The sequence below is a fragment of the Methylophilus sp. DMC16 genome, from assembly GCF_056314045.1.
In genome coordinates this window covers 42,813-60,620 of record NZ_JBQUZC010000001.1, presented here as the reverse complement: position 1 = coordinate 60,620, position 17,808 = coordinate 42,813, and the positions used below count along the sequence as shown (strand labels likewise).

19 protein-coding genes are annotated in these 17,808 nt (G+C 49.7%); 7 read left to right on the top strand and 12 right to left on the bottom strand.

Annotated features, from left to right (window positions below):
* Positions 1 to 134: 134 nt before the first annotated feature.
* The 5 genes from ACT53D_RS00285 to ACT53D_RS00265 all read right to left on the bottom strand — a co-directional run bounded on the left by ACT53D_RS00285 (position 135) and on the right by ACT53D_RS00265 (position 5,628).
* Positions 135 to 1,010, bottom strand: coding sequence for an alpha/beta fold hydrolase (locus tag ACT53D_RS00285; RefSeq protein ID WP_476153915.1), 876 nt, complete (start codon positions 1,008 to 1,010; stop codon positions 135 to 137).
* 89 nt (positions 1,011 to 1,099) lie between these two features.
* On the bottom strand, positions 1,100 to 2,374 hold the full coding sequence (gene fabF / locus ACT53D_RS00280; protein ID WP_228518820.1) for a beta-ketoacyl-ACP synthase II: 1,275 nt from the start codon (positions 2,372 to 2,374) through the stop codon (positions 1,100 to 1,102).
* Positions 2,375 to 2,390: 16 nt separating this feature from the next.
* Positions 2,391 to 3,806 (bottom strand): DHA2 family efflux MFS transporter permease subunit, encoded by a 1,416-nt coding sequence (locus ACT53D_RS00275; protein ID WP_476153913.1) that lies wholly within the window; start codon positions 3,804 to 3,806, stop codon positions 2,391 to 2,393.
* A gap of 75 nt (positions 3,807 to 3,881) precedes the next feature.
* Positions 3,882 to 4,787: an alpha/beta fold hydrolase gene (locus ACT53D_RS00270; RefSeq protein WP_476153911.1), complete on the bottom strand. Its 906-nt coding sequence runs from the start codon at positions 4,785 to 4,787 to the stop codon at positions 3,882 to 3,884.
* 43 nt (positions 4,788 to 4,830) lie between these two features.
* Entirely contained in the window at positions 4,831 to 5,628 is a 798-nt protein-coding gene (locus ACT53D_RS00265) for an SDR family NAD(P)-dependent oxidoreductase (protein ID WP_476153909.1), read from the bottom strand.
* A gap of 137 nt (positions 5,629 to 5,765) precedes the next feature.
* On the opposite strand from ACT53D_RS00265, the gene ACT53D_RS00260 reads away from it, so the two are divergent.
* Positions 5,766 to 6,374, top strand: a complete 609-nt coding sequence (locus tag ACT53D_RS00260; RefSeq protein ID WP_275356174.1) for a TetR/AcrR family transcriptional regulator — start codon at positions 5,766 to 5,768, stop codon at positions 6,372 to 6,374.
* A 465-nt stretch (positions 6,375 to 6,839) separates the two neighbouring features.
* Here the strand turns inward: ACT53D_RS00260 and ACT53D_RS00255 are convergent, their stop codons facing one another.
* Positions 6,840 to 7,808 carry a hypothetical protein gene (locus tag ACT53D_RS00255; protein ID WP_476153907.1) on the bottom strand — a complete coding sequence of 323 codons (969 nt, stop codon included), beginning with the start codon at positions 7,806 to 7,808 and terminating at the stop codon, positions 6,840 to 6,842.
* Positions 7,809 to 8,098: 290 nt separating this feature from the next.
* Between ACT53D_RS00255 and ACT53D_RS00250 the strand changes: the two genes are divergently transcribed.
* The 4 genes from ACT53D_RS00250 to ACT53D_RS00235 all read left to right on the top strand — a co-directional run bounded on the left by ACT53D_RS00250 (position 8,099) and on the right by ACT53D_RS00235 (position 11,565).
* Positions 8,099 to 8,386, top strand: coding sequence for a co-chaperone GroES (locus ACT53D_RS00250; RefSeq protein ID WP_194748562.1), 288 nt, complete (start codon positions 8,099 to 8,101; stop codon positions 8,384 to 8,386).
* A gap of 46 nt (positions 8,387 to 8,432) precedes the next feature.
* Positions 8,433 to 10,073 carry a chaperonin GroEL gene (groL, locus tag ACT53D_RS00245; protein WP_194748563.1) on the top strand — a complete coding sequence of 547 codons (1,641 nt, stop codon included), beginning with the start codon at positions 8,433 to 8,435 and terminating at the stop codon, positions 10,071 to 10,073.
* A 309-nt stretch (positions 10,074 to 10,382) separates the two neighbouring features.
* Entirely contained in the window at positions 10,383 to 10,994 is a 612-nt protein-coding gene (locus tag ACT53D_RS00240) for an FKBP-type peptidyl-prolyl cis-trans isomerase (RefSeq protein WP_476153905.1), read from the top strand.
* 148 nt (positions 10,995 to 11,142) lie between these two features.
* Entirely contained in the window at positions 11,143 to 11,565 is a 423-nt protein-coding gene (locus ACT53D_RS00235; RefSeq protein ID WP_275356177.1) for a cupin domain-containing protein, read from the top strand.
* A gap of 20 nt (positions 11,566 to 11,585) precedes the next feature.
* Here the strand turns inward: ACT53D_RS00235 and ACT53D_RS00230 are convergent, their stop codons facing one another.
* The 4 genes from ACT53D_RS00230 to ACT53D_RS00215 all read right to left on the bottom strand — a co-directional run bounded on the left by ACT53D_RS00230 (position 11,586) and on the right by ACT53D_RS00215 (position 13,900).
* Positions 11,586 to 12,578 (bottom strand): NAD(P)H-dependent glycerol-3-phosphate dehydrogenase, encoded by a 993-nt coding sequence (locus tag ACT53D_RS00230; RefSeq protein WP_275356178.1) that lies wholly within the window; start codon positions 12,576 to 12,578, stop codon positions 11,586 to 11,588.
* Between the two features lie 61 nt (positions 12,579 to 12,639).
* A complete protein-coding gene (gene secB / locus ACT53D_RS00225) occupies positions 12,640 to 13,116 on the bottom strand; it encodes a protein-export chaperone SecB (protein WP_194748568.1) in 477 nt (158 codons plus the stop codon).
* A gap of 95 nt (positions 13,117 to 13,211) precedes the next feature.
* Positions 13,212 to 13,469 (bottom strand): glutaredoxin 3, encoded by a 258-nt coding sequence (grxC, locus tag ACT53D_RS00220; protein ID WP_194748569.1) that lies wholly within the window; start codon positions 13,467 to 13,469, stop codon positions 13,212 to 13,214.
* Positions 13,470 to 13,480: 11 nt separating this feature from the next.
* Positions 13,481 to 13,900 carry a rhodanese-like domain-containing protein gene (locus ACT53D_RS00215; RefSeq protein ID WP_275356179.1) on the bottom strand — a complete coding sequence of 140 codons (420 nt, stop codon included), beginning with the start codon at positions 13,898 to 13,900 and terminating at the stop codon, positions 13,481 to 13,483.
* Between the two features lie 146 nt (positions 13,901 to 14,046).
* Here ACT53D_RS00215 and gpmI point away from each other — a divergent pair, with 146 nt between their 5' ends.
* The gene (gene gpmI / locus ACT53D_RS00210; protein WP_338655136.1) at positions 14,047 to 15,597 is read left to right on the top strand and encodes a 2,3-bisphosphoglycerate-independent phosphoglycerate mutase; all 1,551 of its coding nucleotides are present in this window, start codon (positions 14,047 to 14,049) and stop codon (positions 15,595 to 15,597) included.
* Positions 15,598 to 15,613: 16 nt separating this feature from the next.
* Positions 15,614 to 16,993: a murein hydrolase activator EnvC family protein gene (locus ACT53D_RS00205; RefSeq protein WP_476153902.1), complete on the top strand. Its 1,380-nt coding sequence runs from the start codon at positions 15,614 to 15,616 to the stop codon at positions 16,991 to 16,993.
* A 46-nt stretch (positions 16,994 to 17,039) separates the two neighbouring features.
* On the opposite strand, the gene ACT53D_RS00200 is transcribed toward ACT53D_RS00205, so the two are convergent.
* Both ACT53D_RS00200 and ACT53D_RS00195 read right to left on the bottom strand, forming a co-directional pair.
* Complete coding sequence (locus ACT53D_RS00200) at positions 17,040 to 17,339, bottom strand: hypothetical protein (protein WP_476153900.1); 300 nt, start codon at positions 17,337 to 17,339, stop codon at positions 17,040 to 17,042.
* 35 nt (positions 17,340 to 17,374) lie between these two features.
* Entirely contained in the window at positions 17,375 to 17,794 is a 420-nt protein-coding gene (locus ACT53D_RS00195) for a secondary thiamine-phosphate synthase enzyme YjbQ (RefSeq protein WP_194740530.1), read from the bottom strand.
* Between the last annotated feature and the right edge of the window lie 14 nt (positions 17,795 to 17,808).

Here is a 17,808-nt window from a genome sequence, read left to right as displayed (position 1 = left end):
CTAAAGCTTTCCATGATGGGAAGGTCAACCGCATTTCAATAAACAAACATTAAGAAAATGTATTACCAGAACCGAAAGTAGCTTAAGGATTGTGGTGTCGGGCTTAACGTGAAAAATACTTTTACATGGTTTAATTAATTTGCCTCCAAGTATTGGGATATGGTCTTTTTTAAATCCTCTGGATTATCCACGCTGAGGAAATGCCCAGAACCCGTGATAGTCTCAAGCGTTGCGTTTGGTACTTTCTTCCAAGTCAAATATCTTTCGGCTTGTCTTGACCAGTCATTTTCTCCGTATATCAGCATTACAGGGCTTTTGATCTTATGATATTGATCAGTGGCCTGCGCCCAACTGCGCCAGTTTTTTAATATGTTCCTGCCAAGAAAACTGTAGCCCGGCCGATGTCCTGTTTTATCAAACATTGTCATTAACCAGGTTGGGATTTTTTTGATTTTTTTGACGCCGCCATTCATCACCAGGCTCAAGAAAAATCGATTCTCAAGCGCAGCAAAAATCGCCCCATTGATGGGAATTGAGTAATTCCACATCATGAAGTTGGCAATAAAGTTGCCACGCCGGATGCCATCTGCGTAACGCGTTTCATAATCGTATGTATTGACCGCAATCACCTGCTTAATCTTATCTGGGATTTGTGCAGCGACCGTGAGAGACAGTGTCGCGCCAATAGACTCACCAATTAAGGTGAGATTGGTCAAATTCAGCTGATCAATTAAATCAAGCACAGAGGCTCTCAAATAGGGCTCGTCGTAGTTGATTTTCTTATTGATGGACGATTGACCGTGGCCAGGCAAATCGATGGCATAGACGGTAAATTTGCTCGCATAAAATGGAATCATCTCGCTAAACAACTCAATTTGCGTTCTGATCGTATGCATTAAAAGCAGCGGTTCTCCACTCCCTGTTTTAATGACTCGAACCGTTTCTCCATCTTTAAGCGTGACAAAAAATTCCTCTCCGTTAAATTTAAGATCTGTTGGTGCATCACTCATTTCATTCTCCCTTATCAAATTAATTAGTACTTATCATTTCGAGTGAAGTGATATTTAAGTGATCACCCCCCAGGTTTGATCCATCATGCTCAACCGTTAAAACGTTTAAAAATGACAGATGCATTAACCCCGCCAAATCCAAACCCATTCGAAAGGGCATATTCAAGATGTCGATGAATGGGAGCTTGTGTCGTAATCGCCAGCCCAGTTGCCCGCGCATCTGGCGCGTACAAATTGATTGTGGGTGGGCAACACTGCGCTTCAATTGCTTTAATGGTAAAAATGGCTTCTAGACCGCCCGCTGCGCCCAGCAAATGTCCAGTGGAAGACTTTGTGGCACTGATCACAGGTTGGGCATGACGCTGACCAAACACAGTTCTGATGGCTGCCAGTTCACTTGCATCTCCCATGGGGGTAGACGTGGCATGCGCATTGATATGGTCAACGGCCTCGGGAGATATGTGTGCTTGATTAAGGGCAATCATCATTGCCCTGGCAGCACCGGAACCCTCCTCGGGGCTGGAGGTGATATGGTAGGCGTCAGAAGTGGTTCCATATCCCACTAATTCAGCAAGCGGTTTTGCACCTCTCGCCATGGCGTGTTCATAGGACTCAATCACCAAAATACCAGCCCCCTCTGCCATCACAAACCCATCACGATGTGTGTCAAACGGTCTTGAGGCTAACTCAGGGCTTGCCGCGTATCTTGTACTCAGTGCTTTTGCGGCTGCAAACCCGCCGAGGCTGACTTTATCAATACAAGCTTCTGTCCCCCCACAGATTGCGATATCGGCTTCATTGGCATGAATCATCCTGGCTGCATCGCCAATCGCTTGTACGCCTGCTGCACAGGCGGTAACCGGAGCACCGAGTGGTCCTTGGAATTGGTGTTTAAGTGCTATCTGCGCAGCCGCCAAATTGACCAAAAATGATGGAATCGTAAATGGCGAGAGCTTACCCACACCCACTGCTTCGCCTGTGCGGACTGCATGTGCAATGGCTGGGAAACCACCCACCCCTGAAGCGACAATGGTGGCAGTGCGTTGTTTTTGAATCTCAGTCATCGGTAGCCACTGGGCTTGCTGAATGGCCTCGTTAGCGGCAATCAGAGCAAATTGAATAAATCTGTCAGAGCGTCTTAACTCTTTTGCATCGAGATATTCAGACAAATTGAGCCCCATGCTCGGATCAAGTTCTGATGGCTTAACCCAACCGGCGATGTTGACTGGACTGCCTTCTGCCAACGCATCAGGGAGCGCAGAGATCCCAGACTTTCCCTCCAACAAATGTTTCCATGCCAAGTCAACGCCTGTTCCAAGCGGACTGACTGCGCCCATCCCAGTAATCACAATACGTTTCATCATAAATTTCCCTGAAGGCCTATTGAGTTAAATTGGCAAGTTGTTTTGGGTGGGTATTGATCGGGATACATAACATGGCCGTGATGAGCGCCAATGCAATATGTATGCTGTACGTTGGGATAAAGTCACCCGGCTTGAGCAGTGCTTTACCAAGGAATAACACGGTGATGGACACACCTATCACCGTGCCAATTTGGCGGGCAGCGTGATTGATGGCAGAACCAACGGCATAGTCTTTTTGCGGCAAACCAAACATGGCGGCAGCGGATAAAGAGGGCATGACCAAGCCAACAGAGATGCCGCTTAATAGTAAACCCGGTAGCCATGTAGCCAGATAATTAGGGGTGGTATCGGGGACTATTAAAAACCACAGTCCACTGAGGGCGTAGGTCATGGTGCCTGTGATAAGCAAAGGACGATGTCCCACTTTGGAGGCTATTTTCCCTGCAACCAATGCGGTAGGAACAACCATCAGTGGCCCTGGCATGACAGACGCACCGGCTAAAGACTGGCTTAAATGCCATATATTCTGCATCCAAAAAAAGAATGAAAAAAACATGATGGAAAACGCAATCCCGAAAGTGATGCCTGCCAGGTTTGCAAATAAAAAGGTTTTGTTTTTAAACAAGCTGAGGTCAAACAATGGTTCTGGGTAAAACTTCGCCCAAGGAATATAACTTGCCAGCAACACCAAACCTAACATCAGAATGGCTGTTAACTCATAGGGATTCCAAGCAGGTGACTTCATCTCAACAATCGCAAACGCAATCGCTCCGACACCGACGACCAACTGCAACATGCCGACGAGATCAAGCCGCATATGCGCTCTTGGCTGAACCGACTCATGCAATACAGTTAAGCTTTGCCATATGCAAAATAATCCAATCGGGATGTTGATAAAAAATGCCCACTGCCAGCCACCTACATCAATAATCCAGGAACCAATCCCCGGACCTAATGCCGCGGCCAAAGCACCAACAGCGCCCCAAGCGCCCATGATGACTGACCGCCTCTCGCGAGGAAACGCTTCTAATACCAGCGCCAATGCAGATGGGGTCAGCAGACAAGCGCCGATAGATTGAAAAACTCTGGCGACAATAAGCCATGAGACACTTGGGGCGGCGCCGCATGCAAATGAGGCGCTGATAAATAACAAGGTGCCTAGTGTGAATATTTTTTTACGCCCAAATTTATCTGCAATACCACCCGCCGGAATCAGCATGGCAGCATAGACAATAGAGTAGCCGCTCATCGCCCAGGATAGATCAGCGGCAGTAGAGTCCGGAAAGCTACTGAGAATATTATTGAACCCAGCATACAGAATCGTCGTATCCAGGGAGGACATAAAAATTGCAATACTGGCGATTGCGAATACCCGCCAGGCTACCGGGATTGCTTTATTTGCTGACACTAACTGCTGTATGTTTAAGTTCATGACATTCTCTGATTTGACTTAGGCGTATTAGGAATACTGGCCACACCGCCTAGACTCGTTGCGGCCAGTGTTCGCTTAGTGACTCAGAAAGAACTCAGCTGTGTTTACAAACGAATCATGGTACTGAAAAATCGAACCGTGATTGGAGTCTGGATATAACAGCAATTGCGCATTTTTAAGCTGCTTATATAGGGTAATCGAACCCTCGGTTGGTAACATGGTGTCATTGCTACCCGTCACCACCAAAACCGGTTGTTGAATGGCTTTTAACGTTTTGAATTCAGGATCAGGTGTGCTCGTCCATACAATTAAGGCCTTGCCATGTGCATCTGCAATCTCCTTGCCACTTTCAGGGTCACGCCCTTCTTTTCTGGCATACACGCGAGACAAAAATGCAGCGGCGGCTTGCTTCCCTGCATCACTTTGAGAGAAGAACAGATAGTCGCGAGGATCTGGTGCATTGGCTCTTGAAAAAGCCTCACCCAACACTTTCATCAGATGATTGCCACCGCCTTGATGGGTAGTCCCGGCGAGAATCACTTTTCGAACCAGTTCTGGATGTTGCGCAGCAAGTTCTTGAGCAACAAACCCACCCATCGAAAACCCCAACACATCCACTTGCTTATAGCCCAGAGCTTGAATAAACGCATAAGCATCTGTGGTCATTTGTGCGATGTTGTCGGCAACCACTCCATTCGTAGCACCAACGCCTCTGTTATTGAATACAACCACTGGACGATTCTTGGCCAAGGCATTCACTACTGCCGGATCCCAGGCATCCATATTGCCAGTGAAGTGCTGAAGGAGCACTAATGGAGTACCTGATTTAGGGCCTAAAGTGCGGTAAGAGAATTTAATGCCATTGGCTTCGACAAATTTTGTGGCCGCTGTCTCCAGTTTATCTGCAGCCAAGGCCGTGCCTGACTCTATGATGGATAAGGTAGTGGCGATAAGTAACAATGATTTTAAAATTTTATTCACGAATATCTCCTGTTCAGTCAAATAGATGTTTAGCCCGCGGTGATTAGCTCAGGTAGCGATTCGCTGGTTTAGCTAATGACAAATGCGGCCCCAATGCTTTTCTTGCCGCTTCAAATGCTTGCCAATCCTCAATGTTTGGCAAAGATGGAATAGTGATCACCTCGCCCAAATCAAATCCTCTAAGGGCGGCATCTACCAGATCATCAGTTTTCATCACCATTTCAGGCGGCAAGTGACTTGCTGGCATATTCACTTTGTCCAGAAACGGCGTATCGGTCGCGCCTGGCAACACCACCTGAATGCGCACCCCTTTGTCACCAAGTTCATGCTGCATGGATTGGCTAAACATCACCACATAAGACTTAGTTGCGTTGTAAACGCCATTGAACATTTCAGGAATATAGGCAAGCACTGAGGCAACATTGATGATGGCACCTTTGCCTTCAGCAAAAAATCGTTTGGCAGCTGCGCCGGAGAGTCGTGTGAGCGCGGTGATGTTCAATTGGATCATGGTCTCCATCGCATCCATATCAGACTCAACCAACGTCGTAGACGCACCACCACCTGCGTTATTCACCAGCAGGGTAATACTGCTATCTTCCCGTAAGCGTGTTTCGACTTTTAATAAATCAGCCTTGAGGGTCAGGTCGGCCGGCATGATTTCTACCTGACTTCCAGATGCACTCTTAATACCATCTGCTACTTTTTGCAGCTTTGCTTGATCACGTGCCACCAAAATCAAGTCATAACCTCGCTTTGCTAGTCGGTCTGCATACACAGCCCCAATCCCAGTTGATGCACCTGTGATCAATGCTGTCCCAAGTTTATTCACTGCATTCATTTTTCTACCTCTTTACGGTTTAACAGTTATGCACATATAAAATACCAATCGGTACATAAATACTATGCAACAAAATTTGCTCTGTCAACAATTTTTTGTAACAATTGGTATAAATTACTTAAGTGAAGAAAATTGAGATGACTGAAGAGTTAAAAAAGACACGAGGTCGCCCCAAAATGTTTGATAACGAGGTGATCCTGGACAAGGCTTTGAAAGTGTTTTGGGAAAGGGGCTATGAAGGCGCCTCAATGGCCGAGTTAACCTCCACGCTCGGTGTGAATAAGCCAAGTTTGTATGCTGCGTTTGGCAATAAGGAAGAATTGTTTAGGCAAGCGCTTTCTAAGTATGTCTCCGGTCCAGCTTCATTTGTGAGGATGGTGATGAAAGAGCCAACAGCGCGCAAAGTCGCAGAAAAGTTTTTATTAAGTAGCGCAGAGTTTCTAACGAGTGAAGCACATCCCAAGGGATGCATGATCGTGCAAGGTGCCCTTTCATGCGGTGAAGGCGCACAAATCATCAAAGAGCAGCTTATTCAGTATAGAAAACATTATGAGGGCTTGTTGACTGAGCGATTTGAGTTGGCACAACTGGAAGGTGATTTATCGCCTGACGTAAATGCCGTTGATTTATCTAAATATTTAGCTACTCTACATCAAGGAATGTCAGTGCAAGCGGTCAATGGCGCCACTCAAGAAGAACTCAAAAGGATGGTTAATGTAGCCATGTTGAATTGGCCGAGCAAATAAGGGTATCTACGCCCAATTATCGAAGTTTACACATCGAAAATACAATGCTCTGCTAAAAAACTACTCACTAGGACGAGCTAGTATGCTTGTTCATGATTCTCACTCCATGGGCATGCTAGCATTACCTCAAACAATTGCCTCTGGACTTGCCGTACTAGCCGATCTCATCATTCAAGCGATGGAATGTCTGAAGCGATGTGGTGCCTTCACCACTGAGGAGCTGTCAAACGCATGGCTCGTTGCAATCGAACTTCATGTTTTGTCTAGACGCTTTGCACTAATGGTTGAGTAGCAATTAATGAGTTGTACGGCGCCAGCGGCTTACAAATATCGTTGGCAATTTAACTCCAGATATCTCGCCTTTTATCGCTGAACGATAAAGTTTAACAAAGTGGCTTTGCAGAATAGGTGCGATTGAAATGTCATATTGCCAGATGGACGCTTAAAAACTCACTCTAAAGCTTTTTATCCAGCTATAGATTCAGAAATCAAATTGTCTAGATTCTTAATCGCATCTCTCATAAAAAGAGCTGCGTATTTATTCTTATCATCATCAATTTCATTCCTTATTGGATGCCACACTCCTTGAAAATCTTGGCGAGACTCAAAATCTAAGAAATAGCTAACATCATGCCATCCCGGAGAAAACAAACCTAAGTCAAAGGCGATAGGCATACTCGGATAGCCACGCCATGTAAACCATTGTGTGACTGGTTGCTGAGAGATCGCGACGGTAATATCCCATCGATGTTGTTGTGTCCATTGTTTCTTATCAAAGCATAATGAGATAAATCCCAAAGATTTTGGTAAGGGTTTAGAAAATACAATAGCCCTTAGATCTTTTTCGATTTTTACAAGGGTAAAGCCAATATCGCTTAGTAGGCTAGCTAACAACTTAGTAAAGTCTTTTTTTGTAAGCACGAAAGGGACTTTGAAAAAGTCAGGAACCTTAGCTTTTAGCTGACTAATATCTTGAGTAATTTGAAGCTTGATACTCTCTTTGATACTTTTTTTTAATTCCAAAGTTGGATCTTGTCCGCCATACCAGAGAGGTGTTAAAGCCATAAATGACGGTTGAATATCAAAACCTTGGTTATCTATCACCCACTTTCCCAGTTTATTTTGCTCTTCAAGCCAGTCCAGATAAATTGAACGATATCCATTCATGCTGGAAGATCTGGTACGCATAAGCCAGTATGTGTTGGTAAAAGACTCTTTGATGTTTTCTATCAAGTATTTTTTTGCTGGGATTAAACCCGGTTCTGACGGCTCTAGCTTTGCAAGTATTCTGAAATAACATTCATCCACAGTGAAGCCATCATTAAGCATGCCATCCCAAATTTGTTCAAAGTGCTCTGCAGCTGTAAATAAGGCATTCAGCAGTTCAGGGGCAAGTTTCTGTCTACTAGTATCACTCTCGCGAATCATGATCATATTGTACTTTATGAACTACCCACGTTTTTGAAATGCTATTTCACGTCTATCGGAGATAGCAACTTATTGATTAATATGAAATGACACTCTAGATTTGAATTGCAAAAATCTCAAGTTGAATTACAAACGACAAAAACCCATAAAATTTTTATGTATTAGCCCTTGAAATCAAAAAATCCCGCCCCAAATTAGCAATCAAGGTGCGCGAGTGCTAAAATGCGTACCGCTTTGATTGTTTTAGTTTTAACGTTATCCCTATAACACTTTAGGAAAACTCCAAGGAGAATCTCATGAACATTCGTCCGTTGCACGACCGTGTAATTGTTAAACGCGCTGCTGAAGAGCGCACTACTGCTTCTGGCATTGTGATCCCTGACAGTGCAACAGAGAAACCAGACCAAGGTGTGGTTCAGGCAGTTGGCAATGGCAAAAAAGATGACAACGGCAAGGCTATCGCTTTGGACGTGAAAGTCGGCGACAAAGTATTGTTCGGCAAATACTCCGGCCAAACAGTGAAAGTCAACGGCGAAGAGCTGTTGGTGATGCGCGAAGAAGACATTATGGCGATTGTTGAGTAATCACTCGCAACTCAATCCCACACATTTGTAATTTAGGAGAATTTAAATGGCAGCTAAAGACGTAAGATTTGGTGATGACGTTCGCCAAAAAATGGTAAATGGCGTTAACGTATTGGCTAACGCTGTTCGTGTAACTTTGGGCCCTAAAGGCCGTAACGTGGTATTGGAGCGTTCTTTTGGCGCGCCAACCATCACTAAAGATGGTGTGTCTGTGGCTAAAGAAATCGAACTGAAAGACAAGTTCGAAAACATGGGTGCACAGATGGTGAAAGAAGTTGCTTCTAAAACCAATGACATCGCTGGTGACGGTACAACGACTGCGACTGTGTTGGCACAAGCCATTATCCGCGAAGGCATGAAATCTGTCGCTGCCGGCATGAACCCAATGGACCTGAAGCGCGGTATCGACAAAGCAGTTGAAGCTGCTGTAGCTGACCTGAAAGCACAATCCAAACCCTGTACTACCAGCAAAGAAATCGCCCAAGTTGGCGCGATCTCTGCTAACTCTGACGCCTCTGTTGGCCAGATCATTGCGGATGCAATGGACAAAGTGGGTAAAGAAGGCGTGATCACTGTTGAAGACGGTTCAGGCCTGAGCAACGAGTTGGATGTGGTTGAAGGTATGCAGTTTGACCGTGGTTACCTGTCTCCATACTTCATCAACAACCCAGAGCGTCAAATCGCGTTGCTGGACAACCCATTCGTGTTGTTGCACGACAAAAAAATCTCCAACATCCGTGACTTGCTGCCAACCTTGGAACAAGTGGCAAAAGCTGGCCGTCCATTGCTGATCATCGCTGAAGATGTCGATGGCGAAGCGCTGGCAACCCTGGTAGTGAACAACATCCGCGGCATCTTGAAAACGACTGCAGTTAAAGCCCCAGGCTTTGGTGACCGTCGTAAAGCCATGTTGGAAGACATCGCGATTCTGACTGGCGGTACTGTGATCTCTGAAGAAGTGGGCCTGAAACTGGAAGCCGTACAACTGCACGATCTGGGTCAAGCCAAACGTATCGAAGTGGGCAAAGAAAACACCATCATCATTGACGGTGCTGGCAACGAAGAAGCGATCAAGGCCCGTATCACTCAAATCAAAACACAAATCGAAGAAGCTTCTAGCGACTACGACCGTGAAAAACTGCAAGAGCGCGTGGCCAAACTAGCTGGCGGTGTTGCCGTGATCAAGGTTGGCGCGACGACTGAAATCGAAATGAAAGAGAAAAAAGCCCGCGTGGAAGATGCATTGCACGCGACCCGTGCTGCGGTTGAAGAAGGCATTGTGGCAGGCGGTGGCGTGGCATTGATTCGTGCCCGCGAAGCGATTGCCAAAGTGAAAGGTGACAACCTGGATCAAGAAGCAGGCATCAAGATCGTTCTGCGTGCGGTTGAAGAGCCACTGCGTCAGATCACACAGAACGCTGGCGTTGAACCATCAGTCGTGGTGAACAACGTGGCTGCCGGTAAAGGCAACTACGGTTACAACGCAGCCAACGAAACCTATGGCGACATGGTTGAGATGGGCGTACTGGATCCAACTAAAGTGACCCGCTCTGCCTTGCAACACGCGGCTTCTGTGGCTGGCCTGATGCTGACCACTGACTGCATGGTGGCTGAATTGCCTAAAGAAGATGCACCAGCGATGGGTGGTGATATGGGCGGTATGGGTGGCATGGGCGGTATGATGTAGCCTTTGCTTGGATGACATCATTGCCGACCATACAAAACAGTGGCGCGGCATGATGTCATTTCAATCTTCCCTGCATCGGTGATGCGTCGTTAGTTTTGACATTTAGTCCTTGCCGTACTTCATGTACTGTCTGCGTCGTAAATGTTTCAACGCCTAGCCTCACCTTGGCATTGAAGTTGAAATGCCCTAACAAGCATTCGCACAAACAAAACCCGCTTCTGCGGGTTTTGTTTTATCTGTCATTCTCCGCCATAATGGCGAATGGCGCGGCGCATATGCGCGGCATACTCATCTCACGAAAGAATTCATATGACTACTCTAAACACCCTCACTCAACGCCTGAGCTATATCGTCGGCGAAAATATGGCTCACCAATTGCAAAATGACGGCCTGGAGCTGGATGCTGCGGCCGTGGCGCTGGCAGTGAGCGATGTGATGGCCGGCAATGCTTCACGCATGACCGACGACGAAAAACGCAGCACAGTGGAACAAGTACAACAAGAGAGCCAGGCCAGACAGATGGCTGCCCACGCGAAAAACAAGGCGGCAGGCGAAGCCTATCTGGCAGACAATGCGAAAAAAGAAGGCGTAACCACGACAGCGAGTGGCTTGCAGTATAAACAACTGGTCGCAGGCAATGGCGCGAAGCCTACCACCAGCGACCGTGTCAAAGTCCACTACCACGGCACACTGACGGACGGCACGGTGTTTGATAGCTCTTATCAACGCGGCGAACCGATTGTGTTTCCAGTGACTGGCGTGATTGCAGGCTGGGTAGAAGGCTTGCAGTTGATGAACGTAGGTAGCAAGTTTGAGCTGACCATTCCATCGCACCTGGCGTATGGCGCAAACGGCAGCAGCCCTGTGATTGGCCCGGATGCGACGCTGGTGTTTCAGGTTGAGTTGTTGGCTATAGAATAAACCAGTCTTATTGATACAGATTCAAGGCAATACAGATTCAGGGCACCCGTCGGGTGCCCTTTTTCATGGGGCCGCCGATTCCCGGCTTGCCTCCCTGCCTGCGCTATTGTTAGACTTTGTAAATCTTTCACATTGTCGAGCGCCACAGATGCAAGATCCTCAATTAAACTTAACCGGTGAAATCGTGACTGTGCGCCCTGAACACAGCATAGATACCATTCAGCACCTGCCCAATTATGTGGGCATCTCTCAAATGACGGCGGGGGCCAGGGGCATTTCGATGAATATCGTGGTGATCCCGCCAGCGGCCAAAGCGCAACCGCATTACCATCAAGGCTTTGAAACAGCGATTTACCTGCTGAAGGGTGAAGTGCAAACGTTTTATGGTGAAAATTTGAGCAAGTCCTGTATCAATCAAGCGGGCGACTTTATTTTCATCCCGGCAGGGGTGCCGCATCAGCCAGTCAATTTGAGCCCTGATACCGAAGCGATTGCGCTCGTGGCACGTAACGATGCCAATGAGCAGGAAAGTGTGCGGGTCTATGCGGCTCAGGCCACTGTGCTTGGCTGATCAAGCCGCTGGCAAAAAACCTAGACGGACTCTTGTCGCTGACCGCGACCCAACAAGGCACTGACGGCTGCTTGCGCCGTTTTCTGGTTGGTGAGTAGTTGATTGACTTCAAAAGTGATGGGCATTTCGACGTCTATGGTTTCGGCACGACGCATGACTTCACGCGCAGTGTTGACGCCTTCTGCCACGTGGCCCAATCCCGCCAGAATGCTCTCTAATGATTTGCCAGAAGCCAGTTGCAAACCGACTTCACGGTTACGCGAATATTGGCCGGTACAGGTCAGAATCAAGTCGCCTGCCCCCGCCAAGCCCATAAAGGTCTCGGCCTTGGCACCCAGCGCCATGCCAAAGCGGGTGATTTCGGCTAAGCCCCGCGTGATCATGGCAGCGCGCGCATTGTTACCAAAGCCCATGCCGTCAGAGATACCGGCGGCAATCGCCATCACGTTTTTAACCGCCCCACCCACCGAAGCGCCGACCACGTCGACGCTATCGTAGACGCGCAAGCAGCCGCCATGAATCAGCTGTGCCGATTGCTGCGCCAGCTCGCGGTGATTGGCAGCCAGAGTAATTGCCGTTGGCAGGCCTCGCACCAGTTCGGCGGCAAAGCTGGGGCCGCTTAACACGCCCCACGGATACTCTGCGCCCAACTCCTCTTGCGCCACTTCAAAAGGCAGTTTTGCCGTTTGCGGCTCCAGGCCTTTGTTGGCCCAGATCAAGGGCTGTTGTATGCCCAAACTTTTGAGTTGCTGCAAAATCGGCCGGAAACCCGCCGTAGGCACCACGGATAAAATCAAATCGGCGCCATCAATCGCTGCAGCCAGATCATCCTCTACCGAGAGTTTTTCAGGGAAAGCAAAGTCGCCCAGATACAGCGGATTGGCACGCGCCTTGCGCATGCCAGAAACGTGCCCGCTATTACGCGCCCACAACACCACCTCGTGTTGCAAGGCAATATGCATGGCAAGTGCAGTACCCCAGGCACCTGCACCAAGAACGGCAACTTTACTCATTTGGATGGATCCTGATCAGTCACCGCGAGCTATCTGCGGTGACTGACAAAGTGAGACGAAATTAGTTAGGAGCGCCAGCCGCTTGCGCAGCTTGCTGCTGCTGCTGCAGGTACAAGGCTTCGAAGTTGATCGGGTTCAACAACACGGGCATGAAGCCAGCGCGGGTAACCATATCGGAGATGGCTTCGCGTGCATAAGGGAACAAGATGTTAGGGCAAGCCACCGCCAGGATAGGCTCCATGTTTTCTTGTGGCACGTTGCGGATGGCAAAAATACCGGATTGGTTCACTTCTACCAGGAATGCGGTTTTATCTTCGATTTTCGCGGTCACAGTCACTTTGATGGAGACGTTGAAAATACCGTCTTCAACCTGTTGTGCCGTATTGCCCAGCTCTACATTGATCTGTGGCGTCGTGCGCTCGGTGAAAATCGCTGGAGCATTAGGCACTTCGATAGAAGCATCATGCACGTACAATTTTTCGATGCTGAAAATCGGTGCTGCGTTTTGGTCCGCTTGGTTTTGTGGTTCCTGAGCCATGAATCGTCCTTAAAATTATCAATACACAAAGGCGCTATTCTAACCGGACATCCCTGGCCTGACTATGGGTTTTTTATGACAGCGGACAGGTCACTTCAAGCGGCCAGCAACGGGTCCAGACCGCCCTGCACATCCAGGGCATGCAAGTCATCAAAGCCGCCAACATGGTGCTCGCCAATAAAAATCTGTGGCACCGTACGGCGGCCGGTTTTTTCCATCATTTCGGCCCGTAACTCTGGCTGCAAATCGACACGAATTTTTTCAATTTCGGTCACGCCCTTGTTTTTCAATAACCGTTCGGCATTGATGCAATAAGGGCAGACTGCCGAGGTATACATCACTACTTTTGCCATCATGATTCCTTTCAAGTGGATGACTTGGTGGCTGGCATCTTGGCCTCCACCCAGGCGGCCATGCCACCTTTGAGCACATTCAACGTGGTAAAGCCCTGTGCCTTGAGCAATTTGGCGGCGGCGTTGGCGCGGCTGCCGCGCTGGCAAACCAGCAACACCGGCTTTTCCTTGAATTTTTGAATTTCATTTATGCGGTCAGCCAGTTGCGCAAGCGGAATATGGCGCGCACCCTGCAAATGCCCCAGGGCAAATTCGTCCGCCTCGCGCACATCCAGTACCAAGGCAGATTTTCTATTCATCAGCATCACGGCTTCAGTGACTGAGAGCACAGTTGCCCCCGCCGCAGAACGGCTCAGCATGGGCAGGATCAGCGCCAGGCCAGAGCCGACCGCCAGTCCGATTAACAACACATTATGTTTTAAAAATTCCACAGCGTTACTCACTTTGTTGGGTTATGACGACCGGTGTGCGGTCTTCAGGAGACTGGCCGCTTAGGTAGGCGTGACCAGCGGTTGCGATTATAATAGACGAATTCATCAATCCGACATTTCGTCATCACTTTTAAAGATTGTTAGCCATGTCTATCAAACCTGTCATATTGCTGATCCTCGATGGTTTTGGCCACAGCGAGACCCGCGAACACAATGCTGTTTTACAGGCAAACACGCCCAACCTCGACCGGCTCAAAGCCACTTACCCCCACAGCCTGATCAACGCCTCCGAACACTATGTCGGCCTGCCAGACGGCCAAATGGGCAATTCTGAAGTGGGTCACCTGAATATTGGGGCGGGACGCATTGTCTTTCAAGACTTTGAGCGTATTAATAACAGCATCAGCAGTGGTGAGTTTTTCAAGTTACCCGCCCTGGTCAATGCCATGCAGGCACTCAAAGCCAGTGACAAAGCGCTGCATATCCTGGGCCTGCTGTCTGATGGCGGCGTGCATAGCTACCAGCCGCATATTCACGCCCTGCTCGAAATGGCCAAGCAACAGGGCCTGAGCAAGGTGTATGTGCATGCCTTTCTGGATGGCCGGGATACCCCGCCAAAAAGCGCGCAGCCTTACCTGCAAGCGCTCGAAGACCATCTCCAGCAGCTGGGCGTTGGCCGGGTGGCCTCTGTGGGCGGCCGCTTTTATGGCATGGACCGCGACAAGCGCTGGGAGCGGGTCTCGGTGGCATATGAGTTGCTGGTCAATGGCACGGCCGAATATGTGGCGGCAGATAGCCTGACCGCCTTGCAGCAAGCGTACGCCCGCGATGAAAGCGACGAGTTTGTGAAGTGCACGGCGATTCGCGCTGCTGACGAAGCCCCCGTGCGTATGGAAGACGGTGACTGCCTGGTGTTCATGAACTTCAGGAGTGACCGCGCCCGCCAGCTGACCGATGCCCTGCTCAACCAGCAGTTTGCAGGCTTTGAGCGCAGCCGGGTGCCACGCTTTAGCCACTATTTTACGCTGACCCAGTACGACAAAAACCAGACGCTGGCAGAACCGATCTTCGCGCCCTACACCGTGCCCAATACCTTTGGCGAATACGTCTCCAAGCTCGGGCTCAAGCAATTGCGCATTGCCGAAACCGAAAAGTATCCACACGTGACGTTCTTCTTCAACGGCGGTGAAGAAACCGTTTTTGCGGGTGAAGACCGCATTCTGGTGCCTTCGCCCAAAGTTGCGACCTATGACTTGCAACCAGAAATGAGTGCGCCAGAAGTCACCGACAAACTGGTCGCCGCCATTGAATCGCAGCAATATCAGGCCGTGATCTGCAACTATGCCAATGGCGATATGGTGGGCCATACCGGCAACTTGCAAGCGGCCATTAAAGCGGTAGAAACGCTGGACACCTGTGTCGGCCGGATTGTGGCGGCTGCCCAAAAAACCGGCGCTGAAGTGATTATTACCGCCGACCATGGCAATGCCGAGAGCATGTTTGACCACACCAGTGCGCAGGCACACACCCAGCACACCACCAATCTGGTGCCCTTTATTTACGTTGGGCGCCAGGCGGTGATTCGTAGCGGCGGCGCACTGTCAGACATTGCACCGACCTTGTTATCGCTGATGGGGGTCGCACAACCTGCAGAAATGACCGGCCAGTCGCTGATCCAATTGAATGCAGCGGCCTGAGTGGCCGCTCAGGTGCATGACTCCGATCATCGTTAAGCAGCTGGCAAAGCCAGCGATCAAGTGTTTTAGCCTGTTGGCAGGCCTCTGGCTCTGTGGCGCCGTGAGTCTGCCAGCGCAGGCCGCGCCTGCAGACAAAACAGAAACGACCAAAGGCGATCTCGAACAGGTCAAAGAGAAAATCCAGCAACTGGCCAATGCGCTCAAAGCTTCGCGCGTGGCCAAACAGGATGCACATGAAGCGCTCAAGGCTTCGGAAACGGCCATCAGCGCATCCCGCAAAAAATTGCGCGAGATTCAGGATGCGCAGCTGGAAAACCGCAGCAAGTTACAAGACTTGCAAAAACAACTCAATGGCCTGCAACGTCAGGTCAACCAGCAAAAACAATCGCTCAACGAGCAGCTAAACCAGCAATACCGGCATGGCAACCATAGCCCGCTGCAAATGCTGTTGCAACAACAGGACCCCAACAACACAGCACGCAATCTTAAATACCTGGGCTATCTCACGGCGGCGCACCAGCAGCAGATTCAGTCGCTGCAAACCAACCAGGAAGCCATAGACCGCGTCCGCGCGCAAACCACCGAACAATTGCACGAAACCGAACGTCTGGCCAGCCAATACAGCGACACCACGCAAAAACTCGAAAACGAAAAATCACTACGTAGCGAGGCGTTAAAAGAGCTGTCCAAACAGATCGAAACGCAAGAACAGCAGATGGTCCGGCTGAAAAAAGACGAAGAAGCGCTGTCACAGTTGTTCCAGCGTTTGCTGGCCGAGGCCAAGAAACGTGAGCAGGAAGCGCTGGCGAAAGCCAAGCGCGAGAAAGAAGCGGCGGCTAAAAAAGCCGCTGAACTGGCGACACGTAAAAAGAAATCCGGCGGCCGCACATTTGAGCATGCGCCGCAAGCGACAGTCGATGACTCAGGCAGCGACACGCAAAGCAGCACCGTGATTGCCAAAAACGAAACGCTGCCTGAATACAACGCCAACAAGGAAAACTTTGCCCAGTTACGGGGACGTTTACGTCTGCCGGTACGCGGCGATGTGATCAACCGTTTTGGCACGGCGCGGGCAGAGACCGGGGTAAGCTGGAAAGGCATTTTCATCCGCGCCAGGGAGGGCAGCGAGGTGAAATCGGTCGCAGGCGGGCAAGTGGTGTTTGCCGACTGGATGCGTGGCTTTGGCAACCTGATTGTGATTGACCACGGCAACGGCTACATGAGCTTGTACGGTAACAACGAGGCCTTGTACAAATCGTCAGGGCAAAGTGTTAAAGCGGGCGATACGATTGCCGCGGTGGGCAATAGCGGTGGCAATGCTGAAAATGGGGTTTATTACGAACTGCGCCGCAACAGTGTGCCGTTTGATCCGCTGCAATGGAGTAGTGTGCGTTAGGCGTTGCCCGCCTTGCGCACCCCGGTGTCCTGGTCGGCGCGCGGTCCTAGTACCGTTCTTCTGTTGGTGAATCCACGGCCTCGCGCACATGCTGCCTGGCTTCCAGATACAACTTGTCGAGCTCAGCTTGCGACATGGTAAGCGTAGTGATAGAGACCTGCATGAGTTGCACGTAGCGCGTGCCCCCCGCTGCTGGCATGGCATCCGCTGGCGGCGCCAGATCATTGGACGACACATCACTGGGTGGCAGGGGAAGCGCTGTAGACGATTGGCTGGGCGCATCTTCGCTACAAGCCACCACCAAGAAACTACAGGTCAGAGATAAAAACAGTTCAGAATAACGCACGGCAATACGACACTTCTATCAAACACTCAAAAATCTTATTCACCCATCACATGCATGAGGACGCGTCTGCGGGCAGGCAGGTGCCGATGCTCAAACAAAAAAATGCCCTGCCACTGGCCCAGGGCAACCCTGCCTTGTAGCACAGGAATCGACAAGCTGGTTTGTGTCAGCGCGGTACGCACATGTGCAGGCATGTCATCCGGGCCCTCCACGGTATGAATGAACAGGTCATCGCCATCCGGTACCAGCCGGTTAAAAAAGGCTTCCAGGTCCACCAGCACATCGCGGTCATAATTTTCATTGATCAGCAGGCTGGCTGAAGTGTGCTGGATATACAGCGTCAACAAGCCGGACTGAATGCCGGATTGCTGCACCCATTGCAATACCTGCGGCGTGATGTCATACAAACGCCGACCTTGGGCATTAATAGAGAGGGTTTCGTGCTGTTGTCGCATCCATCAATCTATCC